Annotated in this window: 23 protein-coding genes; 7 read left to right on the top strand and 16 right to left on the bottom strand. The window is 40.1% G+C overall.

Annotated elements, in window-relative coordinates; genetic code table 11:
• On the bottom strand, window positions 1-312 hold a 312-nt coding region (locus B3X18_RS14325), incomplete at its 3' end, for an FAD-dependent oxidoreductase (protein ID WP_286935774.1).
• A gap of 205 nt (window positions 313-517) precedes the next feature.
• Between B3X18_RS14325 and lipA the strand changes: the two genes are divergently transcribed.
• The gene (lipA, locus tag B3X18_RS14330; protein WP_005019423.1) at window positions 518-1,531 is read left to right on the top strand and encodes a lipoyl synthase; all 1,014 of its coding nucleotides are present in this window, start codon (window positions 518-520) and stop codon (window positions 1,529-1,531) included.
• A gap of 66 nt (window positions 1,532-1,597) precedes the next feature.
• On the opposite strand, the gene B3X18_RS14335 is transcribed toward lipA, so the two are convergent.
• Window positions 1,598-1,762 carry a hypothetical protein gene (locus B3X18_RS14335; RefSeq protein ID WP_005019422.1) on the bottom strand — a complete coding sequence of 55 codons (165 nt, stop codon included), beginning with the start codon at window positions 1,760-1,762 and terminating at the stop codon, window positions 1,598-1,600.
• Window positions 1,763-2,184: 422 nt separating this feature from the next.
• Here B3X18_RS14335 and B3X18_RS14340 point away from each other — a divergent pair, with 422 nt between their 5' ends.
• A complete protein-coding gene (locus B3X18_RS14340) occupies window positions 2,185-4,677 on the top strand; it encodes an acyl-CoA dehydrogenase (RefSeq protein WP_017401062.1) in 2,493 nt (830 codons plus the stop codon).
• A 46-nt stretch (window positions 4,678-4,723) separates the two neighbouring features.
• On the opposite strand, the gene B3X18_RS14345 is transcribed toward B3X18_RS14340, so the two are convergent.
• The gene (locus B3X18_RS14345) at window positions 4,724-4,981 is read right to left on the bottom strand and encodes a hypothetical protein (protein ID WP_005026946.1); all 258 of its coding nucleotides are present in this window, start codon (window positions 4,979-4,981) and stop codon (window positions 4,724-4,726) included.
• A 302-nt stretch (window positions 4,982-5,283) separates the two neighbouring features.
• On the opposite strand from B3X18_RS14345, the gene B3X18_RS14350 reads away from it, so the two are divergent.
• Window positions 5,284-6,495: a YeeE/YedE family protein gene (locus B3X18_RS14350; RefSeq protein ID WP_005026947.1), complete on the top strand. Its 1,212-nt coding sequence runs from the start codon at window positions 5,284-5,286 to the stop codon at window positions 6,493-6,495.
• A gap of 33 nt (window positions 6,496-6,528) precedes the next feature.
• On the opposite strand, the gene B3X18_RS14355 is transcribed toward B3X18_RS14350, so the two are convergent.
• From B3X18_RS14355 to B3X18_RS14365, 3 genes are read right to left on the bottom strand one after another with little or no spacing between them, the layout of a single operon-like run.
• Entirely contained in the window at window positions 6,529-7,059 is a 531-nt protein-coding gene (locus tag B3X18_RS14355) for a hypothetical protein (protein ID WP_005026949.1), read from the bottom strand.
• A 54-nt stretch (window positions 7,060-7,113) separates the two neighbouring features.
• Entirely contained in the window at window positions 7,114-7,920 is an 807-nt protein-coding gene (locus B3X18_RS14360; protein ID WP_005026952.1) for a TIGR03915 family putative DNA repair protein, read from the bottom strand.
• Window positions 7,921-9,180: a putative DNA modification/repair radical SAM protein gene (locus B3X18_RS14365; protein ID WP_005019414.1), complete on the bottom strand. Its 1,260-nt coding sequence runs from the start codon at window positions 9,178-9,180 to the stop codon at window positions 7,921-7,923.
• A 314-nt stretch (window positions 9,181-9,494) separates the two neighbouring features.
• Between B3X18_RS14365 and B3X18_RS14370 the strand changes: the two genes are divergently transcribed.
• Window positions 9,495-10,556, top strand: coding sequence for an NAD(P)H-dependent flavin oxidoreductase (locus tag B3X18_RS14370; RefSeq protein WP_005026956.1), 1,062 nt, complete (start codon window positions 9,495-9,497; stop codon window positions 10,554-10,556).
• A gap of 56 nt (window positions 10,557-10,612) precedes the next feature.
• On the opposite strand, the gene dusB is transcribed toward B3X18_RS14370, so the two are convergent.
• Window positions 10,613-11,614 carry a tRNA dihydrouridine synthase DusB gene (dusB, locus tag B3X18_RS14375; protein WP_026443941.1) on the bottom strand — a complete coding sequence of 334 codons (1,002 nt, stop codon included), beginning with the start codon at window positions 11,612-11,614 and terminating at the stop codon, window positions 10,613-10,615.
• Between the two features lie 532 nt (window positions 11,615-12,146).
• Entirely contained in the window at window positions 12,147-12,329 is a 183-nt protein-coding gene (locus tag B3X18_RS14380) for a hypothetical protein (RefSeq protein ID WP_005019410.1), read from the bottom strand.
• A gap of 381 nt (window positions 12,330-12,710) precedes the next feature.
• Between B3X18_RS14380 and B3X18_RS14385 the strand changes: the two genes are divergently transcribed.
• Window positions 12,711-14,285 (top strand): sensor domain-containing diguanylate cyclase, encoded by a 1,575-nt coding sequence (locus B3X18_RS14385; protein ID WP_034670425.1) that lies wholly within the window; start codon window positions 12,711-12,713, stop codon window positions 14,283-14,285.
• 145 nt (window positions 14,286-14,430) lie between these two features.
• Here the strand turns inward: B3X18_RS14385 and B3X18_RS14390 are convergent, their stop codons facing one another.
• The 3 genes from B3X18_RS14390 to B3X18_RS14400 all read right to left on the bottom strand — a co-directional run bounded on the left by B3X18_RS14390 (window position 14,431) and on the right by B3X18_RS14400 (window position 18,014).
• Window positions 14,431-15,957: a TerC family protein gene (locus B3X18_RS14390; protein WP_005026963.1), complete on the bottom strand. Its 1,527-nt coding sequence runs from the start codon at window positions 15,955-15,957 to the stop codon at window positions 14,431-14,433.
• Between the two features lie 344 nt (window positions 15,958-16,301).
• Complete coding sequence (locus tag B3X18_RS14395) at window positions 16,302-16,484, bottom strand: hypothetical protein (RefSeq protein ID WP_005019406.1); 183 nt, start codon at window positions 16,482-16,484, stop codon at window positions 16,302-16,304.
• A gap of 294 nt (window positions 16,485-16,778) precedes the next feature.
• The gene (locus B3X18_RS14400) at window positions 16,779-18,014 is read right to left on the bottom strand and encodes an acetamidase/formamidase family protein (protein WP_005019405.1); all 1,236 of its coding nucleotides are present in this window, start codon (window positions 18,012-18,014) and stop codon (window positions 16,779-16,781) included.
• A gap of 240 nt (window positions 18,015-18,254) precedes the next feature.
• Between B3X18_RS14400 and B3X18_RS14405 the strand changes: the two genes are divergently transcribed.
• Both B3X18_RS14405 and B3X18_RS14410 read left to right on the top strand, forming a co-directional pair.
• The gene (locus B3X18_RS14405; protein WP_005019404.1) at window positions 18,255-19,439 is read left to right on the top strand and encodes a DUF1615 family protein; all 1,185 of its coding nucleotides are present in this window, start codon (window positions 18,255-18,257) and stop codon (window positions 19,437-19,439) included.
• A complete protein-coding gene (locus B3X18_RS14410; protein WP_005026966.1) occupies window positions 19,406-20,059 on the top strand; it encodes an HAD family hydrolase in 654 nt (217 codons plus the stop codon). Before B3X18_RS14405 ends, B3X18_RS14410 begins: the two co-directional genes overlap by 34 nt.
• A 27-nt stretch (window positions 20,060-20,086) precedes the next feature.
• Here B3X18_RS14410 and proB read toward each other — a convergent pair whose 3' ends face one another.
• From proB to B3X18_RS14435, 5 genes are all read right to left on the bottom strand, one after another.
• Window positions 20,087-21,220, bottom strand: coding sequence for a glutamate 5-kinase (gene proB, locus B3X18_RS14415; RefSeq protein ID WP_005019402.1), 1,134 nt, complete (start codon window positions 21,218-21,220; stop codon window positions 20,087-20,089).
• A gap of 17 nt (window positions 21,221-21,237) precedes the next feature.
• Window positions 21,238-22,446: an Obg family GTPase CgtA gene (gene cgtA, locus B3X18_RS14420; RefSeq protein ID WP_034670418.1), complete on the bottom strand. Its 1,209-nt coding sequence runs from the start codon at window positions 22,444-22,446 to the stop codon at window positions 21,238-21,240.
• A 224-nt stretch (window positions 22,447-22,670) separates the two neighbouring features.
• Window positions 22,671-23,360, bottom strand: coding sequence for a hypothetical protein (locus tag B3X18_RS14425; RefSeq protein ID WP_005026972.1), 690 nt, complete (start codon window positions 23,358-23,360; stop codon window positions 22,671-22,673).
• Between the two features lie 12 nt (window positions 23,361-23,372).
• Window positions 23,373-24,083 (bottom strand): hypothetical protein, encoded by a 711-nt coding sequence (locus tag B3X18_RS14430; RefSeq protein WP_017400855.1) that lies wholly within the window; start codon window positions 24,081-24,083, stop codon window positions 23,373-23,375.
• A gap of 148 nt (window positions 24,084-24,231) precedes the next feature.
• Complete coding sequence (locus B3X18_RS14435) at window positions 24,232-25,689, bottom strand: glyceraldehyde-3-phosphate dehydrogenase (protein ID WP_005019394.1); 1,458 nt, start codon at window positions 25,687-25,689, stop codon at window positions 24,232-24,234.
• Window positions 25,690-25,848: the final 159 nt, after the last annotated feature.

A 25,848-nucleotide genomic window follows, 5' to 3' on the forward strand; every position in this document is an offset into this window, starting at 1 on the left:
TTGCTGAATCACTTTATGTGCATTGCGTAGCACTTGTTTCATGGTGAACTGTTTCCAGTCTCCCACTTTTTTAAACATCGGATCACGCTGATAACGGATAATACTCGATACAGTTTGACGTAAAGCTTTGCTTGGAATAGTACCGACATGCGTACAGTTACCACCGAGCTGCTCACGCATATCAACAATAGCTACACGCTTACCTGCTTTCGCCAGCTTCATTGCCGCGCCTTCGCCCGCAGGTCCAGAACCGAGAACTACCGCATCATATTTAACGAAATTCCCACTAACGACCTCTTTCTTACGTGGCATTCAAAGCTCCTTACATGAAAACGTTATCTCTTATCTTGCCTATATTATGACGTAATCCTGATGAATTTGCTGTATTTCCCCCACCTATATTATGTGATGGCTACATTTTTTAAATGAATAGCGTTTTTTTCCTATTTAAAGCTAAGTCCGTTATAATAAGAAGCCTGTCAATCTGATCTCTCCTCAAACAGTGGAAAAGTTGAATATGTCTGAAAACCGTAAACCAGAACAGGGTATTAAACTTCGTGGCGCAGAAAAGGTCGCTAGAATACCTGTAAAAGTTGTACCTACGGTTGAAGTGCCTCGTAAACCGGACTGGATCCGGGTGAAGATGACTGCACCAGAAGAAGTTCAACGTATCAAAACAACTTTACGTTCACAAAAACTGCATACTGTATGTGAAGAGGCTGCCTGCCCGAACCTGCCAGAATGCTTTGGTGGTGGTACAGCAACCTTTATGATTATGGGTGACATTTGTACCCGACGCTGTCCATTTTGTGATGTTGCTCACGGCCGTCCAAATGCATTAGATGCAGATGAGCCACGCCATATGGCAGAAACAATTGCAAATTTGGGTCTAAAATATGCAGTTATCACCTCAGTCGACCGTGATGACTTACTTGATGGCGGCGCACAGCATTTTGTTGACTGTATTAAAGAAGCACGTCAGCTTAGCCCAAATACGTTACTTGAAATTCTGGTTCCAGATTTTCGTGGCCGTCTGGATATTGCACTACGTATTATGACTGAATGCCCGCCGGATGTGTTTAATCATAATATTGAAACTGTGCCACGTTTATATAAGGCAATGCGCCCGGGTTCAGATTATCAGCACTCTTTAAACCTGTTAAAAATGTTTAAAGAATACTGCCCTGATATTCCAACTAAATGTGGGCTAATGGTGGGTATTGGTGAAAAAGAAGAGGAAGTAATTGCTCTTCTAGATGACCTTCGTGCGCATGATGTAGATTATGTCACTATTGGTCAGTATCTACAGCCTTCCAAACAGCATGCACCGATTGACCGATTTGTCACGCCAGAAGAATTTGAGCGTTATGCTGAACATGGCCGTAAGCTTGGCTTTAGAAATATCTGGTCAGCACCTATGGTACGTTCAAGCTATTTTGCAGATCGTCAGTATTATGGTGAACCGGTTCCTGAAGTGCGTCGTAAAACAGATCCAGCAAAAAAAATTGCAGTTCAAACGATTGAAGCCTAATTGTTTTAAGCTCTAAAAAGGCCCTCTAGTGAGGGCCTTTTTACTAATTTTATAATCTGTTGGCTGTTAATCCGATTTCTTTTTGCCACCACCGTCCTGTTTATTTACAGTAGCCCAAGCAATCCGTTCTGCCTCATCCTCTGAATGCCCGCGCTCTTTTTCACTTTCTTCAATATGCTGAGCCTGCCGTTTCTGTTTTTCTGTATAAGCTGACTTATCTCCACGTGACATAATAGTTCTCCTATTTTTTGATCTATATTTATTTCTATAATATGTTCAAAAATTATTCATTACATAAAGTGTCAGTCTCTGTATGGCTCTAACATATTTTATGTAACCTCATTTCAAATATATCTTCAGGTTTTATAGGTACCAAACCATCAAATAAATACATTTCTATCAATTATATAGTCTTTTATTTAGAAGTATTTTTATACTTTTGGTGACAAAAATTTAACTATTTATGGTTGAGTTTATATGGCTTTAAAAGGATTAATACAGCAGGTTAAATATTTTAATCTAATTAAAAATAATTGCACTGACTCACTGAAAAAACCTCAAGTGATATAAACAGAAAAATGATGACTTCGTAACTGTTGATTCCTGCTGGTCGTTTTTACACATCAGATGTAATGATTTAGAGGAGTGATTTTATGTTATTTATTCTGAGTATTTTGCTACAGCTGTTTACCATATGGGCCATATTTTTTTATGGGTTATCCAGAGTTACGGGTGCCATAACGATGATCGGAGCTGTCATTATTACAGCTTTGATCAGTCCTTGGTCTTTAATTTTGGGGATACCGCTAATTCTACTTAGTCTGGTGTTACTTGTTGATTCATTACGTATGAACCTCATCACACGTCCGGCTTTTGACCGGTTAAGTAATGCAATGCCGAGTATTAGCACAACCGAACGCGAAGCATTAGAGGCCGGTACCAGCTGGTGGGAAAAAGAACTGTTTATGGGCGCGCCAGACTGGGATCAGTTTGACCGTTATCCTTATCCGCATCTATCTGAAGAAGAACAATCTTTCCTTGACCATGAAGTCGAACAACTTTGTGACATGCTAGATGAATGGCAAATTCATCATCATGATAAAGACCTGCCAGAACACGTTTGGCAGTTTATTAAAGAGAAAGGCTTTTTAGGTCTAATCATACCTAAAATTTATGGTGGTCTGGAATTTACAGCTTTTGCACAAAGCCGGATTATGAGCAAAATTGCTTCACGCTCCATGACGGCGGCAGTAAGCTGTATGGTACCTAACTCACTTGGGCCAGGTGAACTGTTAATGCACTACGGCACTGAAGAGCAGAAAGAACGTTATTTACCTGGGTTAGCTAATGGTACTGAAATTCCATGTTTTGGTCTGACCAGCCCGGAAGCAGGTTCTGATGCCGGTGCTATCCCTGATACCGGTGTAGTTTGCTATGGCGAGTATGACGGTGAGCAGGTACTCGGCTTAAAAATGAATTTTTCCAAACGCTGGATTACTCTAGCACCCATTGCAACTGTGGTCGGTCTGGCTTTTAAGCTGTTTGATCCAGACGGATTGCTTGGTGATAAAAACAAAAATGAATATGGAATTACCTGTGCCCTGATTCCAGCCAGCCATCCCGGTATAGAAATTGGACCGCGCCATTATCCGGGCTCACCTTTTATGAATGGTACAGTCGATGGTAAGGATGTATTCATCCCAATTGACTGGATTATCGGCGGACCCAAAAATGCAGGTAAAGGCTGGCGCATGCTGATGGAATGCTTGGGAGTTGGCCGTGGTATTTCTCTGCCTGCCCTCTCTACCGCAGCAGGCGAAATGTGTTACCTGACTGTCGGTGCTTTTGCCCGTATTCGTCAGCAGTTTAAACTTTCAGTCGGGAAGTTTGAAGGTGTACAGGAAGCGACGAGTGATATTGCCAGTGATGCCTATATGCTGGAAGCTTTCCGTTATATGGTCACCTGTGGTTTGAACCAGGGTGGCACGCCAGCTGTCATGACGGCAATGGCAAAACATTATGCAACAGAAACCATGCGTAAAGTAGTCAATCATGGCATGGACGTAGTCGGTGGTCGTGCAATTCAACTTGGACCCCGCAACTTTTTGGCTCTACAGTATCAGGCAGTTCCTGTATCCATTACTGTAGAGGGGGCAAATATTCTAACCCGCTCCCTAATGATTTTTGGACAGGGCTCAATGCGTTGCCATCCTTATCTGTTTGAAGAATTACAGCTATTGCAATCTCCAGATAAGACTGGTGCCTTAAACAAGTTTAATGAAATGCTTTATCATCACTTAGGCTATACCTTAAACCGGGGTGCACGGGCATTGGCCTACGCATTTACAGGTGGTTCTTCACGTGCAGCTTTTACAGCCGATGATTTTACTCTACCGTACTATAAGCTGGTTAACCGTTTTAGTGCCTGCTTTGCCTTAACTGCCGATATGTCTTTGGGTTTACTTGCTGGTGATATCAAACGCAAAGAAATGCTGTCTGGCCGTCTGGCTGATATCCACTCCTATCTATTCATTGCGACTTCTATTTTAAAATATTATGAACGTGGCAGTAGGACTGAAGCTGAACAGGATCACGCACAACTGGCTCTGGAAAAAGCGTTTCATCAGGTACAAGAGGCTTTTTACGGTCTATTTGCCAATTTTCCAGTGCCTGCAGCAGCCGGGCTGGTTAAACTGGTCTGCTTTCCCTTTGGTCGCCCTGTGGCCAAACCCAATGATAAGCTCAAACAACAGGTGGCTCAGTGGATTATGATGGAAAATCCGTTCCGCGAACAACTAAAAGCTCATGTTTACTATAATGTCCGAGAAGATGATGTAAATGGCCGACTAGAATCTACTTTTAAAATGCTGCTACAGATTGAACCGCTTTGGGACAGATTTAAAAAAGCTGAATCCAAGGGACAGTTTGTCGGTTTAACTTTTGAAGAGCATGTAGAAGATGCGGTCAGCAGGGGCTTTATTACTGATGAAGAAGCTGAACAACTTATCCGCTATAATGCCAAGCGTTTTGACAGTATGCTTACAGATAACTTTGATATGCAGTTAAAAGAAGCCTTTGCATTAACCAATCCACATCTGCCTGAACATCTTGAAGTCAAGCATGAAGGTGGCATGACATCGGTCTAAAAATCTTTGATTTAAAAGGCAGGCTCTTTAGGAGCCTGTTTTAGTTTTAATGCCAATGGATATTGAAATAATAATAGCTCTCTTCGAGTCCAAACCTGACCTGATAACCTATTTCATGCAGCTCTGCTGAGAGAGCATGTATGTCTTCAAGTGCAATGTATTTAGGTAAAATCATGAATATAACAGTATTCCCCTGTCTGGCTGCCTGTTCAATCAGATCATTAAGCTTGTCTCGTACTACCGTCATAGTCAGACCCGCTTCTAAAGTCCATAGTTTTGCCTGCTCGGCTGGAATAATATCCATTTTTTCTTCCTTCATTATTTAATACATCTGTAGTGCATTTTTTTATCTTTAATATATTTTATCTTTTCTGACATTGATCTGATATTTAAACTATGTGTATTGTTTATTTATTTCATCAGGTTTGCATACAGAGAGAAATAATTAAAATTTCTGTTTTTTAGTTCAGACTTTTGTATCAGTTTAACTACTATAACTTATCACTTATTCTCAGTTATATATTATATATTTTATAGATTTACATAATAATTAAGGCATCAAAATAAGTTAAAATAGACTCATTCTCTTCGTATTATTTTTCTCCCATGAATCTTGTTGCTGAAAAATCCAATCGTTCTCAAGTTACGGTCTGGGTCGCTTTGCTGCTGCTGTTAATTGGTGCAATGAGTGCATACCAGATTGTTGGCTTGAATCAAGCCCTGCTGCTTCTCATTGGTGGAGCATTAGGGATGACACTCTACCATGCATCCTTTGGCTTCACTTCCAGCTGGCGCGTTTTTATCAAGGAGCGTCGAGGTCGTGGTTTGCGTGCGCAAATGATCATGCTGGCACTGGCTGTATTACTATTTTTTCCTGCTTTAGGAGCTGGCCAGCTTTTTGGTCAGCCGGTAACCGGTTTTGTGTCTCCACTTTCCACTTCGGTTGTGATTGGTGCTTTTATTTTTGGTATAGGCATGCAATTAGGGGGTGGTTGCGCATCTGGAACGCTTTATACGGTCGGTGGCGGTAGTGCCCGCATGGTGGTTACCCTGATATTTTTCTGTCTGGGTTCCCTGTTGGCAACCTTGCATCTGGACTGGTGGTTTAACCTGCCGCACTTGGCGCCTGTCTCTGTTGTTAAAAGTTTGGGGGTAATGCCTGCTTTACTTTTGAACTTTGCTCTCTTTGCAGTCATCGCGCTGGCAACTGTTTATTTTGAGAAAAAGCGCCATGGTGCATTAGAAATCGGCTCTCCCCCATCAGAGTTTGGCTGGAAACGCTTTTTACGTGGTCCCTGGCCACTGGTTTGGGGCGGGATTTTATTGACCTTACTGAACTTTGCCACATTGGCCTTGGCTGGCAGGCCTTGGGGAGTAACCTCGGCTTTAGCTGTATGGGCTGCCAAAGCAGCTAGTCTGGGTGGTATAGATGTCGCCTCATGGGCATATTGGCAACAACCTGCCAATGCTAAAGCCCTTACTGAACCACTCTGGTTTGATGTAACCTCCATGATGAACTTCGGTATCATGCTGGGTGCATTGCTGGCTGCGAGTCTGGCCGGTAAGTTTGCTCCTAACTTCAACATACCGCGTCGTTCACTGCTGGCTGCAGTTCTGGGCGGTATCTTGCTGGGCTATGGTGCCCGCTTGGCATATGGCTGCAACATTGGTGCCTATTTCAGTGGGATTGCTTCAGGTAGTTTACATGGATGGTTATGGCTGATCTTTGCCTTCTTAGGTAATACTATTGGTGTAAAACTACGTCCTGTCTTCTTTCCAGAGGAAGCACCCCAACCAGAAAAATTGACTAGCTGCTAAATAAAAAACCCATCGATATGATGGGTTTTTTATTTACGGCTCGAGAGCACCTTTTAGGTTACAGCCATAATTCATGGTCTCTTGCACTTGTCGATAGCTGGTATAACGATTAATAATAAACTGATAGAAATTTTCGGGTTGAGCAAAAATTTCTTTCAGATTTTCATGAGCAGGTAGATGTTCAAGTTTAAGATGTTCAACCAGATTGAGATTCTGGTGTCCAATTTGAAACATCTTCACGAAATAGCTGTTCATCATGTTGCAATAACCATTTTTTGCATTCTTCAACGCAAACCGGCTCACCAGATGCTCGTTTAATGTATGCAAATTATGAACATCTAGCTCAGCCTTGGGATCAGAAAACGCATCAGGATATTGAGATTTGAAAGTTAAGAATTGTTGCTGTAATTCCTGGTTAAGATGATCTATTTTGGTTTGCAGTTCTACTGCACTATTTACCCGATAATCAGCTGGCGTACTATGGAAATCATCAGGCCGTTTTTCTGCGCATGCTCCCAGCAAAACAAGAGATAAAGAAATTAAAACAACATGGAAGAATTTCATCATTAACTCTAAGCTTAATACTGTGCGTTACTTTATTCGATTATGAAATTTTTCTCATCTCTTTTGCAAAAATGAGTCTTCGGACAATATTTTCTCATTCATATAACGCCAATAACGTTTAGGGACATACTGTATATGCAGTTTTATATTACGTCGAGCTTCAATATTAATAGCACAAAAATAGTCTTTCCAGAGCTGGTCATAAAGCAATTCATCATCATCCAGTTCCACTGTAAATTTCTGACTAAACCCAGTATGTAATGTCTGGTCCACTTGTTCTACCTGCATATGCACCTGATGGACCTGTTTTAAATCATAGTAAATTCCATAATTCCTTTTCTCATCATAAATCAGCCAAGACTGGTCCTGATAACGGTCCTTAAAATGCCGTTCAATAAGAGGCAATACATTAAAGTCTGGCCGTACCAGCGCAATGAAAAGACCATTCTTGGCTTTTTTGAAACGGACAAAAGCTTCCATGCGGTGCTTCTCACGCCCTACCTGCTTGGTCCATTGGGAAAGACCCAATACCGCAGCATGACCATAGTTGTAGTCTACGGGTAAAGCAGACTGAAATACATATATACAAAATTCAAAGAGCTGCTGAAATGCCTGTTCCTGTTCAGATAAAAAAGTGTAATAAAAATTTTTCAGGCTCGTATATTCAACTTTAATTTTTAAAGCATTCCATACACGTTGTGCATGTTCATCATTTGCACTTACATGAATCACCTCATCAAACAGTCCCGACTGGAAGCGCCCTTTTATACTAATTTTTACTGAAAACTCTTTAAATTGAAAAGCCCGGAAAACACAGCTTAGCAGTCCGGTCATACTGCCATCAAAAACATACTGGGCCACTTAAAAGCCTAGTCCTAATTGTGGAGAGAGCTGTGCATTGTATTTGGACTGGCCGGCCAGCAGAATCTGCTGCCTGATCTGGCTCGGCAACATTTCTTTGATAAATTTGGGTGTATCTGCACAGCGAATAAAGTGCTGGGCCCGATTATAAGCAATCCCCATGCGTTTAAGCTGATCAATATGAATACTGCCAAAGCGCCGCGCCTGGATGACCTTTCTTGCAGAACGTACGCCAATACCCGGCACGCGCAAGATCATTCTATATTCAGCCGTATTAATATCTACCGGAAACTGTTCAGGATGACGTAGTGCCCAAGCCAATTTTGGGTCTACATCCAGTTCAAGGTTCGGATGTTCGTCATCAACCAGTTCATGAGCATCGAACTCATAAAAGCGCATGAGCCAGTCAGTCTGGTATAACCGGTTTTCACGTAATAATGGTGGTGCTGATCCAATGGCAGGTAAAGCCTGATCTTCAGAGTTAATTGGAATATAACCAGAATAATAGACACGCTTCAGTTTAAACTCTTTATAATGGCGGTCTGCCATTAAAATCACGTCCTGATCAGTTTCATGATGCGCCCCGACAACCATTTGTGTGGTTTGACCTGCCGGAACAAATTTGGGTACTGTTTTAATAATTTTACGCTCATCCTTAAACTGGATAAGCCGGTCACGGACAATTCCCAGATCTTTCTGCACCTCACTGTGACTTTTCTCAGGTGCAAACTTTTGTAGTCCATCTGCTGTTGGCATTTCCAGATTAATACTCATCCGGTCAGCATATAGTCCAGCTTCTGTAATCAGTTCAGGTGAAGCTCCTGGAATAGTCTTTAAGTGTATATATCCATTAAAATTTTCTTCTAACCGAAGCTTTTTAACCACCTGCAACATGCGTTCCATAGTATGGTCAGCCGATTTAAAAATCCCTGAACTTAGAAACAGGCCTTCAATATAGTTACGACGATAAAAATTAATAGTAAGATCTACGACTTCCTGCACAGTAAAGGCAGCACGTTTCACATCATTTGAACGCCTTGAAACACAGTAAGCACAGTCGTAAATACAGATATTTGAAAATAAGACTTTAAGCAGAGAGACACAACGACCGTCTTCAGTATAGCTATGACAGATCCCGGAACCGGTATTTCCGAGTCCTTTATCCTTATTTTTTCGATTACTGCCACTTGATGAGCAGGATACATCATATTTGGCGGCATCAGCCAGAATTTGCAGTTTCTCGCGAATACGTTCAGACATAGACCCAATCATCCATGTAGAGAGATAATCATTAATTATACTAGTCTGTTGCGACTGCAAAGCCTGCATTTATTTCTTTGCGACAGGGCATGTCGTTAAGTTAATTTAATTTAACTTAGGCTATTTTAGTTTGAATATAATCTGGTAGTGATAGAGAAACTCAAGTTTATGGCCTGCTCTGCCTTCATATAAAAAAGGCATTAGGAAATTAGCCATGCCTGAAATTACGTTATTTATTAACAAAATATTGGATATTGGTTGCATCTCTCGAGCGTTTGACGTAAATCTTAAAATAAAATTTAGGTAATAAGAATATGAATCTGATCGAAAGACTTAGCTTGAAACACTCTATTTTCTTGGCGCCTATGGCAGGTGTAAGTACACCCGAGCTGGCGGCTGAAGTCTCTAATGCCGGAGCTTTGGGCTCATTAGGCCTAGGAGCCAATACAGTTGAGCAGGCACGTGAACAGATTTTAAAAACACAACAGCTAACCCGACAGCCCTTTCAGCTTAATTTTTTTTGTCATCGCTCTAAAATACTGGATCAGGATACTGCACAAGAATGGATTGAATATCTAGAACCGCACTTTAGAAAATTTGATGCCTCTGCGCCTAACGAGTTAAAAAATATCTATCCAAGCTTTAAGGACTCAGATGATTATCTTAATCTTGTTTTAGAGACTTGCCCAGCAGCCGTCAGTTTTCATTTTGGTATTCCACACCCACATCAAATTGAAGCACTTAAAAAAGCAAAGATTTTAACTATGGTTTCTGCAACCAATCTGGCGGAAGCAAAAGCAATTGCAGAAGCAGGGATTGATGTCATTATTGCTCAAGGGGTAGAGGCCGGTGGACATCGTGGCTGCTTTAACCCGCATCGTGACAGCGCCATTAAAACGACTGACTTGGTACGCTTAATTTTACAATATCTTGATTTACCAGTCGTAGCAGCGGGCGGAATCATGAACGGCCGCCAGGCACAGCAATGTCTTGCACTTGGTGCTCAAGCTGTACAGTTAGGAACTGCCTTCGTGCAATGTCCAAGCTCAAATGCCAATGCAGCCTATCGCGAAGCTTTATTTAACCGGCCTCTTACTCAAATTACCTCAACTATTTCAGGACGCCCGGCACGCGGCCTGATTAATGCATGGCATACCGAAGTTGATCTGGTTCAGCGGCCAAGTCTACCCGCCTATCCATATGTTTATGATATTGCAAAACAACTGCATCAAATTGCATCCAAACAGGGTCATTATGAGTATGGGGCATTCTGGGCCGGCAGTAATGTTGCCCAGATTCGACAGCTAAATGCTGTTGACCTGATTAACCTGCTAAATCTTGAAATTAATCAGGCCACTCATTTAAATTCAGATTAACAGTTTTTAACCGGAGGCTAGAGCAATACAATATTCATGCCTAGCCTCTTTTTGGCTTAAGGATCAAGCAGGTTAACAGTTTCTTGCTGTACATCACTCATTAAACGTCCTTGGGCCAATAACTGGTTAAAATAAGCTTCTACTACTTTTGCCTGCTCTAACGTACTTTCTACTTGATACATTTTCTGACGAAACTCATTGCTGGCATATAAGCCCTTGGTATACCAAGCTATATGTTTACGGGCGATACGGCAGCCAGAATACTCCCCATAAAATTCATAGAGCTCACTTAAATGCCCAAGTAATACATGTTTTACCTCTTCAATATCAGGGGCTTTTAGGTATTCTCCAGTATTTAAATAATGGGCAATTTCTCGAAATATCCATGGACGCCCCTGTGCTGCACGCCCAATCATGATCGCATCGGCGCCTGTATGTTCCAATACAAATTTGGCTTTTTCAGGACTATCGATATCGCCATTAGCAATTACTGGGATATGAATAATTTTTTTAACTTCACGAATCAAATCATAACGTGCATGATTTAAATACATGTCTTCACGAGTCCGACCGTGTAAAGCCAGTGCCGCAACACCAGCCTCTTCTGCCCGCTTCGCCACACGCAGAATATTTTCTTGACCATTTAAATACCCCAAACGAGTTTTAAGGGTAACTGGCACATCAACTGCGGCAACTACGGTATCTAAAATACGCGCAACCAGTTCTTCATCCTGTAATAAAGCAGAGCCTGCAAGTTTATTACAAACTTTTTTTGCCGGACATCCCATATTAATATCAATAATCTGAGCACCATTAGCAATCTGATAACGTGCTGCTTCAGCCAGTTGTTCTGGATCAGATCCTGCTATCTGGGCAGAAATTGGAGCTAATTCACCATCAAAATTAGCCCGATATAAACTCTTTTTACTCATCCTCAGTGTCTTATCAGCTGTCATCATTTCGCTAACAGCATGGCCTGCACCAAAGTATTTACATAAGGTTCTAAATGGTCGATCTGTCACCCCTGCCATTGGCGCGACCCAAATTTTTTGCTCGATTGGCCGATCAAATAGCTCTCTGATTACGGTATTTTGACTCAAATTTCCAACCTCACTTTCAACTTGTTTACTAAGCTATTCATCTTTAGATCTATTTTAAAACCTGACACTACTTAATACCCTGCTTAGCTCTCCCAACTTATACCTTGAACAAGATAGGCTTAATAAATTACAGTACAGGAGAGAAAAAGTGGTCAGAGATATTTTAAGCTAAAGCCCAGATTAGAGCAGATCAAATAGCGGACCAACTAGTTTAATTATTTACAGAAAGAATATCTATTTTTAATTTATTGAGTTTTTAAAATTCAACTATCGCATTTATCTTGAAGAATATCGGTATATAATCAAAAGCTTAACTAATATCTTTTATAAAAGTCTACCTGAGCTAGAATATAGGTTAACTTAACTTGAGTTTCAGATAAATTAAATAAATTCAGTACATTAGAAATGATAAACCCTGCTCAATCACCTGTATTGGCAGGGCTACAGCTATAAATTGATCTATCTTAGACGACCTCTTCAGGATAATATTTTAGTTTCTTAGATCAGTTAATTCAAAATCTTTAATGATCATCATCTCAATACTTTCTATCAGGGCTTTTTCCCATTTACTCTCATTCCAAAATAGTAAGTTTCCATTCTCTTCTTTATAAAATACTTGTTCTTCATAATTTAGATGATGAATGACTTGGGTTCCATTTGGTATATTTTTCATATAGTTATCCTCATCTATTATTTATATTTAGCTTAGCATAAGTGGCTGTTTTGCTTTAACTTAAATAATAAAAATATGTATCAAAATACAAATTAAACTTCATCATAATGAATAAATTTTTATTGGAACTATTAAGTGATTAAAAACTATAGACTTATTATAAATAGTTAAAAAATTATTTATTATTTTTTAATATATTAAAAATATATAAAATGTCATAAGGTTGAGTTCTAAAATAGAATTTTTTTATTAATTTATCTAATTTTAATATCTTTTAACTTGGTTAACTAACCCATATCTAAAAATAAAAAGAACAAATATTAACCAAGAACATACAAAATAAGATAGAATATTTCACTGTTGATATAGATTTCATGCACCATGTCACATATTAGCTTTATTCATGCCCTTAACCTTAACTTAAGAAAACTAATCCTTATTCTTACCATATTTGCTGTTTCTTCTTTATTTATTATCTCCTTACTCATTGGTCACTATATTGCTAAAAAAGAATTAATAAATGATTCACTTGCCTTGAACTATGAATATGCTTTTAAGATCGCGAATAGTACTGACAACTATTTTAGAAATCTTTTATCTGAGCTCAAGCATAGTACTTTAGCCGTTAGTCATTCTTTTGATAATAATAAATTACGGCAATATGAAGTCGATCGCCTGAAGAATCAAGCTCATTATTTTAATGCGGTAATCATTGGTGACCGTCGAGGAAATATTCTTAATTTTAGTCCGGCCAGTTTTGATAGCGGTCAACTGACAAATCAGGATCTTCTAAACTTCAAGCATCTAGCACAGAGTAAACAACCCTATATTTCTCAACCTTATTATTCTATCAGGCACAATTTAATTATTTTTATAGCTCAACCAATCTTCAACAAGCAAAATATTTATCAGGGCTATATGGGGGTTGTTATCAATTTAAATGAAAAAAATATTATCAGTGACCTTCTTGCCAGCGAATACGGTTATAAAAAAAATTATATGTATGTGATCGATCAAAGCAGACAGATTATCTTTCATCCCGATTCCGCGAGAATAGGTAGCATTATGACTAACAATACTGCCCTCTCTTATATGAACCAGATCAATAGAGGGCGAGTAGAGCTCATTAACAGTCGAGGAATAGAAAATTTAGCAGGTTTCGCTCGTATTTCTACTACTAACTGGATTGTGGTTTCTCAACAGCCAACCAGAGAGTTACTTAAACAGGCAAATTCAGTAATTTATAAAGTATCAGTTGTTATCCTATTATTTTATCTATTGATCTTTTTGGTGATCTGGAAACTTTCACTATTCATTTCTTCCCCCTTGAATCACTTGGCTAAAATGGCGAGTCGTCTTAACCAGCCAGAAATAGAACAGAAAATTCAAGCGATTAGCCCTTGGTATTATGAAGTACAGAAATTCAAACTATCTTTACTTTTAAGTGCACAAAATTTTAGTAAGAAAATTTCAGAAATGAATCATCATGTTAATTCTGATCCTCTCACTGGCTTGTACAATCGCAGGGGTATCGATATCTTTATTAAAGAAATGGTAGATAACCATACACCTTTTTCTATTATCCTGATTGATGTCGACTATTTTAAAAAAATTAATGATACTTATGGCCATATTCAAGGTGATATAGTTTTAAAACAAATTGCCGGTCATTTAAGAACCAATTTTCGTAAAGATGATATTTGCTGTCGTTGTGGAGGAGAAGAGTTTGCTGTACTCATGCCTACTATTGATAAAAAAGCAGTCTATAACAGTGCTGAACGTTTAAGAAAAAAAATAGAATCGAATATTACCAACCTGTCTGGCCCGGTAACTATTTCTATTGGTATCGCATACTGGCCAGAGAGCTCCAAAAGCACTGAAGAAGTTTTCAAAATTGCTGATCACTATCTTTATCAAGCTAAACGTGAAGGTCGTAACTGTGTTCGTGGTCCATAAAGTATAGTTTATATAAACCGGCATATAACGGGCTATTCTAGTTATTTAAACGATGCTTGCTCTTCTCTGTTTAAATTTAGGCTTGCATATGAATACATTAAAATAAAAAAGAGCTTCTTAAAGAAGCTCTTTTTAAAAGACCAGATTATGATTGATGTGTAATCTGAACAGTCTTGATTCGGTTACCTTCCAGTTCTGTCACTTCAAAATGTACACCCCGGAAATCTAGTTGAGTACCGATTGTGATCTTATCCTGAATTTTATCTAAAATCAGACCAGCTACACTCACATAGTCTGCATCATCTTCTACCAAGTCTAGCATGCCAAGCTCCAGTTCTAGTTGATACAAATCCAGACTTCCAGCAGCTTTCCAAGTGCTTTCATCAATCTTTACCAGGTCAAGCTGTTCATCGGCATCTGGAAACTCACCTGCAATTGCCTCAAATACATCTAGTGGTGAAATAAGTCCCTGGATATTACCAAACTCATCATTGACCAATACTAGCGAGCCTTTGGAAGTACGCAAAGTATTAATCGCATCAATCACTTTCATTTTTTCAAAAATGTAGATTGGACGTTGCTGTTTTAACAGGGCTTTTAGCTGGACTTCATCTTCAAGTACATCTAGCAGTTCCTTGGCACGTATCACGCTGATTACTTTATCAAGGCTACCACGGCATACAGGAAACAGGCTATGAGGAACAGATAATACCTGTTCACGAATCTGTTCAGGTGAATCCTCAAGGTTTACCCAGGAAATCTGGTTACGGGGAGTCATAATTGAGGCTACTGAGCGTTCGGCAAGTGTCAATACTCCACCAATCATATAGCGCTCTTCATCTACAAATGCATCTTGCGCTTCTGTAGATTGTGCATCAGCCACAGTTTCTACACGTCCACCCATCAGTTTTAAAATCGAGTTCGCTGTACGATGACGCAGAGGAATTTTTGCCTCATGCTTTGCTGCATTTCGCGAAGTAAACTGATTAAATATCTCAATAAGAATTGCAACACCTATACCTGAATAAATATAGCCTTTAGGAATATGGAAACCAAATCCTTCAGCAATCAGGCTAATACCAATCAAGAGCAGGAAGCTTAAACACAGGATAATAACGGTCGGATGACGGTTTACAAATTCAGTTAATGGTTTGGAAGCCAGCAACATTACTACCATAGCGACAATCATGGCGGCCATCATGACATAAATATTGTCAACCATTCCAATTGCAGTAATCACCGAATCTAAAGAGAATACAGCGTCGAGTATAACAATCTGGGCTACAACCGCAGTAAAACTTGCATAAGCTACATTTGTAGTAACTTTAACTTCAGTTTTACCTTCCATCCGTTCATGTAATTCACTGACTGCTTTATAAAGCAGGAACAGACCACCGAATAAAAGAATCAGATCCCGACCGGAGAAAGTCCAGTCAAAGACAGTAATAAGCGGTTGAGTCAAAGTGACTAACCAAGAGATAGCAAATAATAAGCCCAAACGCATTACTAGGGCTAAAGAAAGACCTATTACACGGGCTTTGTCCCGTTTTTCAGGAGGGAGCTTGTCAGCCAAAATGGCAATAAAAACCAGGTTATCAATACCTAGAACAATTTCTAAAACAATCAGGGTAAGTAAACCCACCCATATGCCCGGATCTAATAAAAATTCCATTAGTTTAGACCTCCGGATAAATGAGGCTGATTAAAAATAATTTTTGATCGACACGGCGATGGATCCATATAAGTGAACCTTTTCAACTAAAGATAAAATTATTATGCACACTTTTAGTAAATTGTAATTACTTTTTTATAATGAGATGAAAGGTTTTATGTATAACTGCTATAGCCTTTATGAATTATTAGATTCATTTATAATTAAACAGAGAGTAATTTTTTATTATTTAGAAAATATAAATATTATATAATTTGAACAGGTTTAATATAGTTATAATAAAACTGTTTTTGAAAGCAGGGCTTTAAAGTTCACAGCTTATATCTTATAAAGCCCTGTATTGTCTAATCTGAAGAGGCGGATGATTTGTGCTCTTGTTCATATTGATAGTCTAAAGCAGCTTTTTGGGCTTCGGCTGCAGCAATGGCTTCTGGTGCAGGTCGATCCGCGGTAGAAGCAGCAATAACAGAAGACGTAAATGACGTACCAGTTAAAGAAAGTATAAGAACTGCGTAAATATTCTTCATTTTGATTCCTCTACTTTTTAAATCGCTTTATAAGTCATTTAATACCCCCTATTAAGCTGGGTCTGTAAGAGGATGGTCGAGAAATGTAAGGGCTTAGCCCCTATAATTACTTAGGCAACCTGAATAATCATTTGATTAAATAAAAGTGACACTTAAAGACTGAATGTATATTTTTATAATAAAAAATGTAGAGTCATAACATATTATTAGGCTAGTTAGTTCAGTTTAAGTATCCCTATATTTCTTTAAGAGCAAGAGAAAATATCCTCATCGATATTTTCTCTCTTCTCCCATTTATCTGCTTTTTTCTGGCTGATTAAATTCTTTGAAATCAGCTTTTCGAATCATAGCGTGAATTCCTTTAGTCCGGTCTACTACTTGTGAAACTTCAAAATCAGTAGCAGCACTTAAATAAGCATAAGCAAGTGCTTCATCAATACCATATTCCTGATTTAAGAACCGGATAGCTTCACGGGTGGATTTTTTCATGGCTATATCAAGGTCTTCATCTAATCCTGGTGTAATCCAGAATTGATCATTTTCAGCCAGTACATGTTTAATCTCCTTACCAGGAATTTTGTCCTTTCCAGCTTTTAGCAGTGTAAATTTCAATGTAGCGCGTGCTGAACCTTCAAGTGCCGTTAAAGCGACTTCACCATCGCCCTGAACGAAATGGCTATCACCAGTATAGAAAAGTGCGCCAGGAACCTGGACCGGATAATAAACAGTTGAGCCTTTACCTAACTCGTTAATATCAATATTTCCGCCAAAGAAAGCAGGTGGAATTGAATTTACTGGTTCACTGGTATTAGCAGCCACACCCATAATTCCCATAAATGGTGCAAGAGGGAAACGAATCGACTTGCCCTGTTGTGTTTTTAGTACACCTTCATATTCTCCCTGAGCATTTTTCTCAATAGGTGTAAAAACTGATACATTGCCATAACGTTCCGGGTGTAAGTGGGAAGCACCTTCCTGTACTGTTTTTTTAGGGTATTCTCCTACTAGAGTGCCTTTACCATGACGGTTAGAAATTACCCCATACGGAACTCGTGGTTCAACATTGAGTACTTCTACCTTTAATATATCACCCGGCATTGCCCCCTGTATTTCAATAGGCCCCGTCACAATATGTGGTCCATCTTTACTAAAATCATGTTTTAAAGCAGACTGCGTAATCATCTTTGCTTCATCTAGAATATATTCTGGCTTTACACCCTGGGAACGAAAATATTTTTCTGCATTACGCCCCTGATCTTCGAGCAGGCCTTCATGGGAAACAGTATCAAAAATAACAGTACTATCGGTAGGCACACTTAGAACTGGTCGAGAATCTTTATTAGGCAGATAACCCCATTGAATAGTTTTTAAAGTACTGGGTATATAATATTGATCTTTATACTTTCCCTGCGTTAAAAGTCCCGGCTGATTACTTATCTGTTTAAGAACTTTAAACTCTTCTGCAAAAGTTGAAGTAGAGCCTAGTAAAGCTGACAATATAGCCAGTGATAAAGTAAGCGGTTTATACATCCTATTTCCCTAAATTTAAAAAGTTGAATATTCATCTTTTTAAAAGCAAGGGTCATGCCAACTAGAATTATTAAATCTTATTCATCAATTCTCTGTCGCTTAATAATATGTACAGGGATATAGAATTATTTTTTAAACGGGCTTCTCTAATATACATATATATTCGTACATTTTATTAGCGACATAGTATACTTCATTCGCCTTAGGTGCTTATCCCTGTACTCATCTGTCTTCATTGTCATGAAAAAAAATTTACGCTGCACAACCGCCGTTAAATCCTTAAGTGTTCTTGTTCTGTCACTCAGTCTGATTGCCTGCGGCGAAGGCTCGTGGTGGTCTAAAAATGATGAGCCAGAATTAAAAGAAGAGCAGATTAAACGGCTTATTCCTACTCGTGTACAAAACCGTGGCTCTTGGGCTGGCGACTTATATGAGATTACTGACCAGTTGGGAATACCTAAAACCAAGGAAAATATCTGTACAATTATTGCAGTAGTCGATCAAGAATCTAACTTTGTTGCTGACCCGCAAGTACCGGGTTTGGGTGAAAAAGCTATACGTGAAGTTGATCAGCGTCTTGAAGATAAACTGGGTGTAACACTGGCCGGATATTTTAAGAATATGCTGAAAACCCAACCTTCTCCGGATGATAACTACCTGAGCAGAATGCGCAAGGTTAAAACAGAACGTGAACTGGATGAACTCTACCGTGAAATGTTTAATCATTTTAGTAAACACTATCATGTAAGTGCTCTAACCGGAGCCGCCCGTCTGGTAGGACAAGATGTTTCTGAACGTTTAAATCCGATTACAACCTTGGGTTCAATGCAGGTTCATATCGGTTATGCCAAAGAGCATAAGCGTTCTGGTATGAACATGGCTGAATTGCGTAGCGACCTGTATACCCAAAATGGCGGCCTATATTATGGGATCCATCGTTTGATGATGTACCCTGCTGATTATGACAAGCCGCTCTACCGCTTTGCAGATTATAACTCTGGACGCTATTCAAGCCGTAATGCAGCCTTTCAGAGTATGCTTAATGACTTAACTGAAGCAGAGCTAGACCTAGATGGTGACCTGCTACTTTATAATAAAGACGGTAGCATCCGTTCAAACAAAAGCCAGTCTGAACGTGAGCTGATTGCGGTCTTTGCTGCAAACAATGTTCTGATTACGCCACGCCAAATTCGCTCTGATTTAAAGGAGGAAAAAGAGCAAGACTTTGAAGATACTCAAACTTACCTTGCAGTAAAAAAACTCTACCAGGAAAAAACAGGTAAAGAACCAATTTATGCCATTATGCCAGAAGTAGTCATTTCCGGACCAAAATTAAGCCGTGACTATAATACCAACTGGTTTGCCACACGCGTCAATGGACGATATCAGACATGCATGCAACGCGCCAAACGTATCAAGCTATAAACCTTGCGCTATTTGATTTTGACGGTACATTGTGCCGTAGTGACAGCTTTACTGGCTTTATCTTTTATACGCTCTCTAAACGACATATCATGCGTCAAGGCCTGAAAATTCTCCCTTGGATTCAGGCCTATTATTTCAAGCTATACCCTGCACACCAGATGCGCCCGAAATTGTTTTCGGCCATGTTTAAAGATAGTAATGCCAAAAATATACATTCAATGGCAGAACAGTATGCACACTTGTTAGTACACCAGCTTAATCCTGAATTGTTAAGGCGTCTGAGACAACATCAAGCACAAGGTGACGATGTTGTTATTGTATCGGCTTCAATCGATCTTTATCTTGAACCTTTTTGCAGGCTGCTTGGAGTAGACCTGATTTGCACTGAAACTGAAGTACATCAGGGCAAATTGAGCGGATTTTATAGCAGTCCAGATTGCAGTTGCGAGCAGAAAAAGTTAAGGATACAAGAAAAATATACATTAACCGATTACCAGTCTGTTTATGCGTATGGGAACAGTTATGAAGACCTAGAAATGTTTAGTCTGGCTGATTACTGCTATATGGTTGGAGAAGATGCTGAACTGCCTACATTAGAGCCTATAAAAAAGCTCGCCTGAGCGAGCTTTTTTATTAATACAAGAATCTCAGTAAATCGCCATATGATTGCGATGAATCATTTCTAGAGAGCGTGCTTCACCAAGAACTTGATAAACTTTATTGGAAGATAGACCTTTTACAATTTCCGCAGAGCGCGAACTGAAATTCACTCGGCCTACTGCAATCCGTTTGCCCCGGCTATCTACACACTCCACAACATCACCACGGTTAAAATGGCCTTCCACGGCACGAACACCCACGGGTAACAGACTACGGTGTTTTTCACGAATAGCTTCTATCGCACCATCATCGATTACAAGCCGCCCGGCGGTCTGTAAATGGGCAGCCAGCCACTGTTGATGCGCAGTCATACGATCTTTATCAGTGGCAAATAGAGTCCCCAGCATTTCACCGCTCATCAGACGTGAAAGTACGTTGTCACTTTCACCACTAGCAATCAGGGTAGGACAACCTGATCTTGCAGCCAAACGTGCAGCACGAACTTTAGTGACCATACCGCCCCGGCCAAGTACGCCGCCACCGCCTGCCATTTCAAACAGACTATCATCGAGTGCACGCACTGTAGAAAGTAGTTTGGCTTGCGGGTTGGAACGCGGATCTGAGTCGAACATACCTTGCTGGTCTGTCAGAATAATTAACAGGTCAGCATGTACTTGTCCTGCCACCATTGCAGCAAGTGTATCATTATCGCCAAAGCGGATTTCATCCGTCGAGACTGTATCGTTTTCATTAATAACTGGCACCACTTGCCAGTCAATCAGATGCTGTAATGCATCACATGAGTTTAAATAACGTCTGCGGTCTGCCAGATCATCGTGAGTTAAAAGTACCTGTGCAGTTTGAATCCCATGCTTTTCCAATACACTGGACCAGGTTTGGATTAATCCCATCTGGCCAATGGCAGCACATGCCTGAAGACTGGGTAAATCTGTGGGTCGACTGCTCAATTTCATGCGCACCATCCCTTCTGCCACAGCACCGGAAGACACCAATATAATTTCATGTCCGGCTTTATGCAGGTCAGCAATCTGATTAGCCCAATGCGAAATTGCATTAAGATCCAGTCCCTGACCATTTGCTGTGAGTAAAGATGAGCCGATTTTTACAACGATACGTTTACAAGCTTTGAGCTGTCGCTGCCCATCTACCACTTCTATCATCATGTCCTCAGTTCTACTTAACGTACGTAGATTACTTCCACTTCATCATCGTCATCATCGAAGTCCTCATCATCCTCATGATCTGCAAGACGTTGCGCACGACGCATTGCACGATAGGATTCTTTGGCGGCGATGGTTTGCTCACGTGTTTCAGCTTCAAGCTGTTCACGGAATGCCTTAACCTGAGCTGCATATTCAGGGTCTTCAATTTCACGTTCACGTTGCTGCTCAATCTGGTCCATCAGATAATAAACAACATCTTTTGTTCCTTCACTTAGCAGACCTGAAGTCTTAAACACCGGGCCATCCCACTTCAATTCATTCAGAATATGTTCACACCATTCTTCACGGCTATCCTCTGGTAACTGGTCGAGTTTGTTGAGAACCAGAACCACAGGTAACTGTGCCAGTGTTGGTGAGAACTTTTCAAGTTCACGTAAAATTGCTTGGGCATTATGTACCGGGTCTGAACCGTCAATCGGCTGCACATCGACGATGTGTAATAAAATACGGGTACGTGCCAAATGTTTCAGGAAGCGGATACCCAAGCCTGCGCCTTCTGCCGCGCCTTCGATCAGACCAGGAATATCAGCCATTACAAATGAACGGTGACGATCAGCATCAACGACACCCAGGTTTGGCACCATAGTGGTAAATGGATAGTCTGCTACCTTAGGTTTAGCTGCAGAAACAGCACGAATAAAGGTCGACTTACCAGCATTCGGCATCCCCAGCAGTCCTACATCAGCCAGTACTTTAAGCTCCAGACGGATCTCACGGTACTCCCCTTTTACACCAGTTGTGCATTTACGTGGAGCACGGTTGGTTGATGACTTAAAATGAGTATTTCCCAGCCCACCTTCACCACCACCGGCAACCAGTACTCTCTGGCCACTTTCAACTAGATCACCAATAATATCGCCTGATTCTGTATCCACTATAGTCGTTCCTACAGGAACATATAAAACAACGTCTTCACCACCACGTCCGGTACAGTTTGCACCTGCTCCGTTCTTGCCACGTTCAGCACGGAACTTACGGGTATAACGATAGTCGACCAGCGTACTGGTATTGTCATCCGCCTGGATATAAATGCTTCCCCCACGGCCACCGTCACCACCGTCCGGTCCACCAAAAGGTACAAATTTCTCACGGCGAAAACTGGCTACGCCATTGCCACCGTCGCCAGCCTCTACGGTAATGACTGCTTCATCAACAAAGCGCATATGCCAATCCTCTAAAAACTCTTAAAACCGCCTATTCTGCCATATTTTTACTAAATTCTCGAATAGAAAATATAGCAATTGTTTATTATAAGCCGGTATTTGCAAGCTTCATAAATGCTTATAAAGTTTGACGGTTTTTCTATAGGGTTTTTAGAGCTTTAAATCAGCAACTCGCTTAGTTTTAAATAAGCAACCTAAATAATTTAATTCCACTTTTAACTGTTCTATTGATATTGAATATAACTTAACGGCAGTAGCATTTTCATATCCAGATTGGCTTTGGTATTACGCTCAACGTTATACATGGTGGCTTCGAAGTTAGCGATCTTAGGAATATTAATCGGATCATTCAGTTCTAAAGAAGGATTAAGCTGATGCTTTACATGCACATTAATCGGTTGTTGGTTAAACTCGAAATACACCGGGCCATTAAATGCAATCTGGATGGGCAATTCATAAGTCCGGTTCAGTTCAAATGGAACATCAATATTTACCGGTACATCGAGTTTTAAAGGAAATTTTGGAAGTAGTTTGTTTTTATAGATCAAATCTGTAGTCGTTTCGATGGGCATCACTTGATTAATTTTGAGCATGGTCGAATATTTAATTTGTACCGATACAGGAGTGGTCACATTAAATTTTAAATCTGCCAGATATTTGCCATCCAATGGTAAAACCAAGTGGTGATCAAGATCAATTGATGAACTGATTCGCCCTATAGTCTGTGCAGTCAGATATTCTCCTACATGAATACGGGTACCTAGAGAATGGGGTAAAGTAATATCGGTCTGGGTCGAGCTCACCTCTAGAGAAGCCTGCACATTTAAATACAGCCAGAACACTAGCGCAATTAAGCTACTCACTAAAATAAAACTGGCCAGCCAAACTTTTAACGAGAAGTTACTGATATTCATCCTTAACTTCTCCTATTTTAAGGTGGGAGCTTGCGAACTGGCCGGTTCAGCCGTGACCCGCTTAAGTGCTATATGTTCAAGGGGTATTGAAAGCTCTCCCTTACGTATCTTTACCGGCAGAATATTCTTGACATCAACCGAAGCAGAAAGTGGCGCATTAATCGGTACACTGAGTCTACCTTGAATGGGAATACTCGTATTCAATGTTGTATTCAATGGAATATTCAGATTTTCACGAATCACCGTTTTGACTGGAGCCGTAAATTTTAAATGTACTTTCTGGTTTAAAGGCACTTTAATATCAATCGGCACATCAAGATCAATAGGAATATTACCTTTGAGCGGTAACGTTACATCTTTGCCCAGAATTCTGACTTTGACCTTGGTATCAATAGGCAGTTCCTGTTTCACCTTAAGTGTTTCTTTTACCGGTATAACAGTATTGATAGGTACTTCATTATCAAAATATACCCGTGGATTTAAAGTCTGAGATAGTGGAATATCAAGCTGTTCATGAATCGGTATACTGGCATTCACTTTTCCTTTGACATTCACATCTAGGGCCTCATGAATTTTAACGCGTGCTTGTAAGGGTTCCTGTAATTCAATATCAACTGCCTGATTTTGTAAGGGAATGTTGATCTTGAAATGTTTAAATGCCCAAATGGCAATCAGCACCCCGCACAGGGTCGCGAGTAGAATAAAGGCTATTCCACTTAGCATGGTCTTTATTTGCAAAATATCTTCCTTAACAACATATTATTTTTTTACTCATCAATATTGTTATAAATTTCTATGTGTTGTTCAGCAGTTTTTTTGTACAGATATAAAAAACCCGGGTGAACCCAGGTTTTTTTAAAATACTTATGACTTATGCATTAGTTTCAGCAGGAATCTTAGGGTAACTTACGCCACCCATCTGCTCAGCAATACGTAATACCTGACAGCTATAGCCAACTTCATTGTCATACCATACATAAGCAGTCAAACGGTTGCCAGAAGTAATTGTTGCCTGTGCATCAAATACCCCTGCGGTACGTGAACCGATGAAATCGCTCGATACCACTTCAGTAGAGTTGGTATAGCCAATCTGGCCCTGCAAGTTAGAGTTGATTGAAATTTGACGAATAAATTCGTTCACTTCTTCACGATCAACTTCTTGGTCCAGAGTCAGGTTAAGAATTGCCAGTGATACGTTTGGTGTTGGCACACGTACTGAATTACCGGTTAACTTACCTTTAAGCTGAGGCAATGCCTTAGCAACAGCCTTAGCAGCTCCAGTTTCAGTAATTACCATGTTAAGTGTTGCTGCACGGCCACGGCGGTCAGCTTTATGGTAGTTATCAATCAGGTTCTGGTCATTGGTAAATGAGTGTACTGTTTCAACATGACCATTAATAACTTTATATTTTTCATCCAGTACTTTAAGAACCGGAGTAATCGCATTAGTAGTACAACTAGCAGCAGAGATGATTTTGTCTTCATCCAGAATATCTGCCTGATTTACGCCGTACACGACATTTTTCATTTCACCTTTACCAGGTGCAGTTAAAATAACACGTGCAGCACCTGGGCAATTCAGATGCTGAGCCAAGCCCTCTGCATCACGCCATTTGCCTGTATTATCAATAACTAAAGCATTTTCAATACCATATTCAGTATAATCTACTTCAGCCGGGCTAGAAGCGTAGATCACTTTGATATAGTTACCATTGGCAATGATTGCTTCATTTTCTTCATCAATTGAGATGGTGCCCGCAAATGAACCATGGATTGAGTCACGACGCAACAAAGAAGCACGTTTCGCCAGATCACCATCTGCACTTTTACGTACTACAATTGCTTTTAAGCTCAGACCACGGCCCAGACCAGACTGGCTGATAATCAGACGCGCCAGAATACGGCCAATACGGCCAAAGCCATAAAGTACAACATCTTTAGGCTGTGCAGAAGCAGGGTTACCTTCTAGTGACTTGACAGCCTCTTTTACAAAAGAGTCAACATCACCACCCTGTTCCTTATATTCAACAGCCAGTTTACCCAGATCAATCTCAGCAGAACCGATATTGTCGATTTTTACCAATGCCTCAAGGATTGGAAAAGTATGAACAACAGAAAGCTCTACATCCATTACGCGGGTACGACGATGGGCTTTTAAAATCTGGATTACTGAACGGTTAACTAAAGAACGGCCATAAACAGAAGTGACAATATTTTTTTCACGGTATAACTGGCCAATCAGCGCAATCATCCGTTCCGCAATTTCTTCACGGTTTTTCCAGCGACCTTGGTGTTCTGCGTGCAGGGCGATGATAGTGTCTTTGCTCACAAATACGTCCTCTAATTAATAATGTATCTAGGCGTGAATTTCAAAACCCGATAATTGTAATGGAATTATCGGCAAGAATGAAACAAAAGCTGAAAGGGCTGGTCATATTTTCCAATATATTGCTTATAATTTCATAAAATATCGCTAATTTTTTACAAA

Source organism: Acinetobacter sp. UBA6571 (genome assembly GCF_002434085.1).
GTDB lineage: Bacteria > Pseudomonadota > Gammaproteobacteria > Pseudomonadales > Moraxellaceae > Acinetobacter > Acinetobacter radioresistens.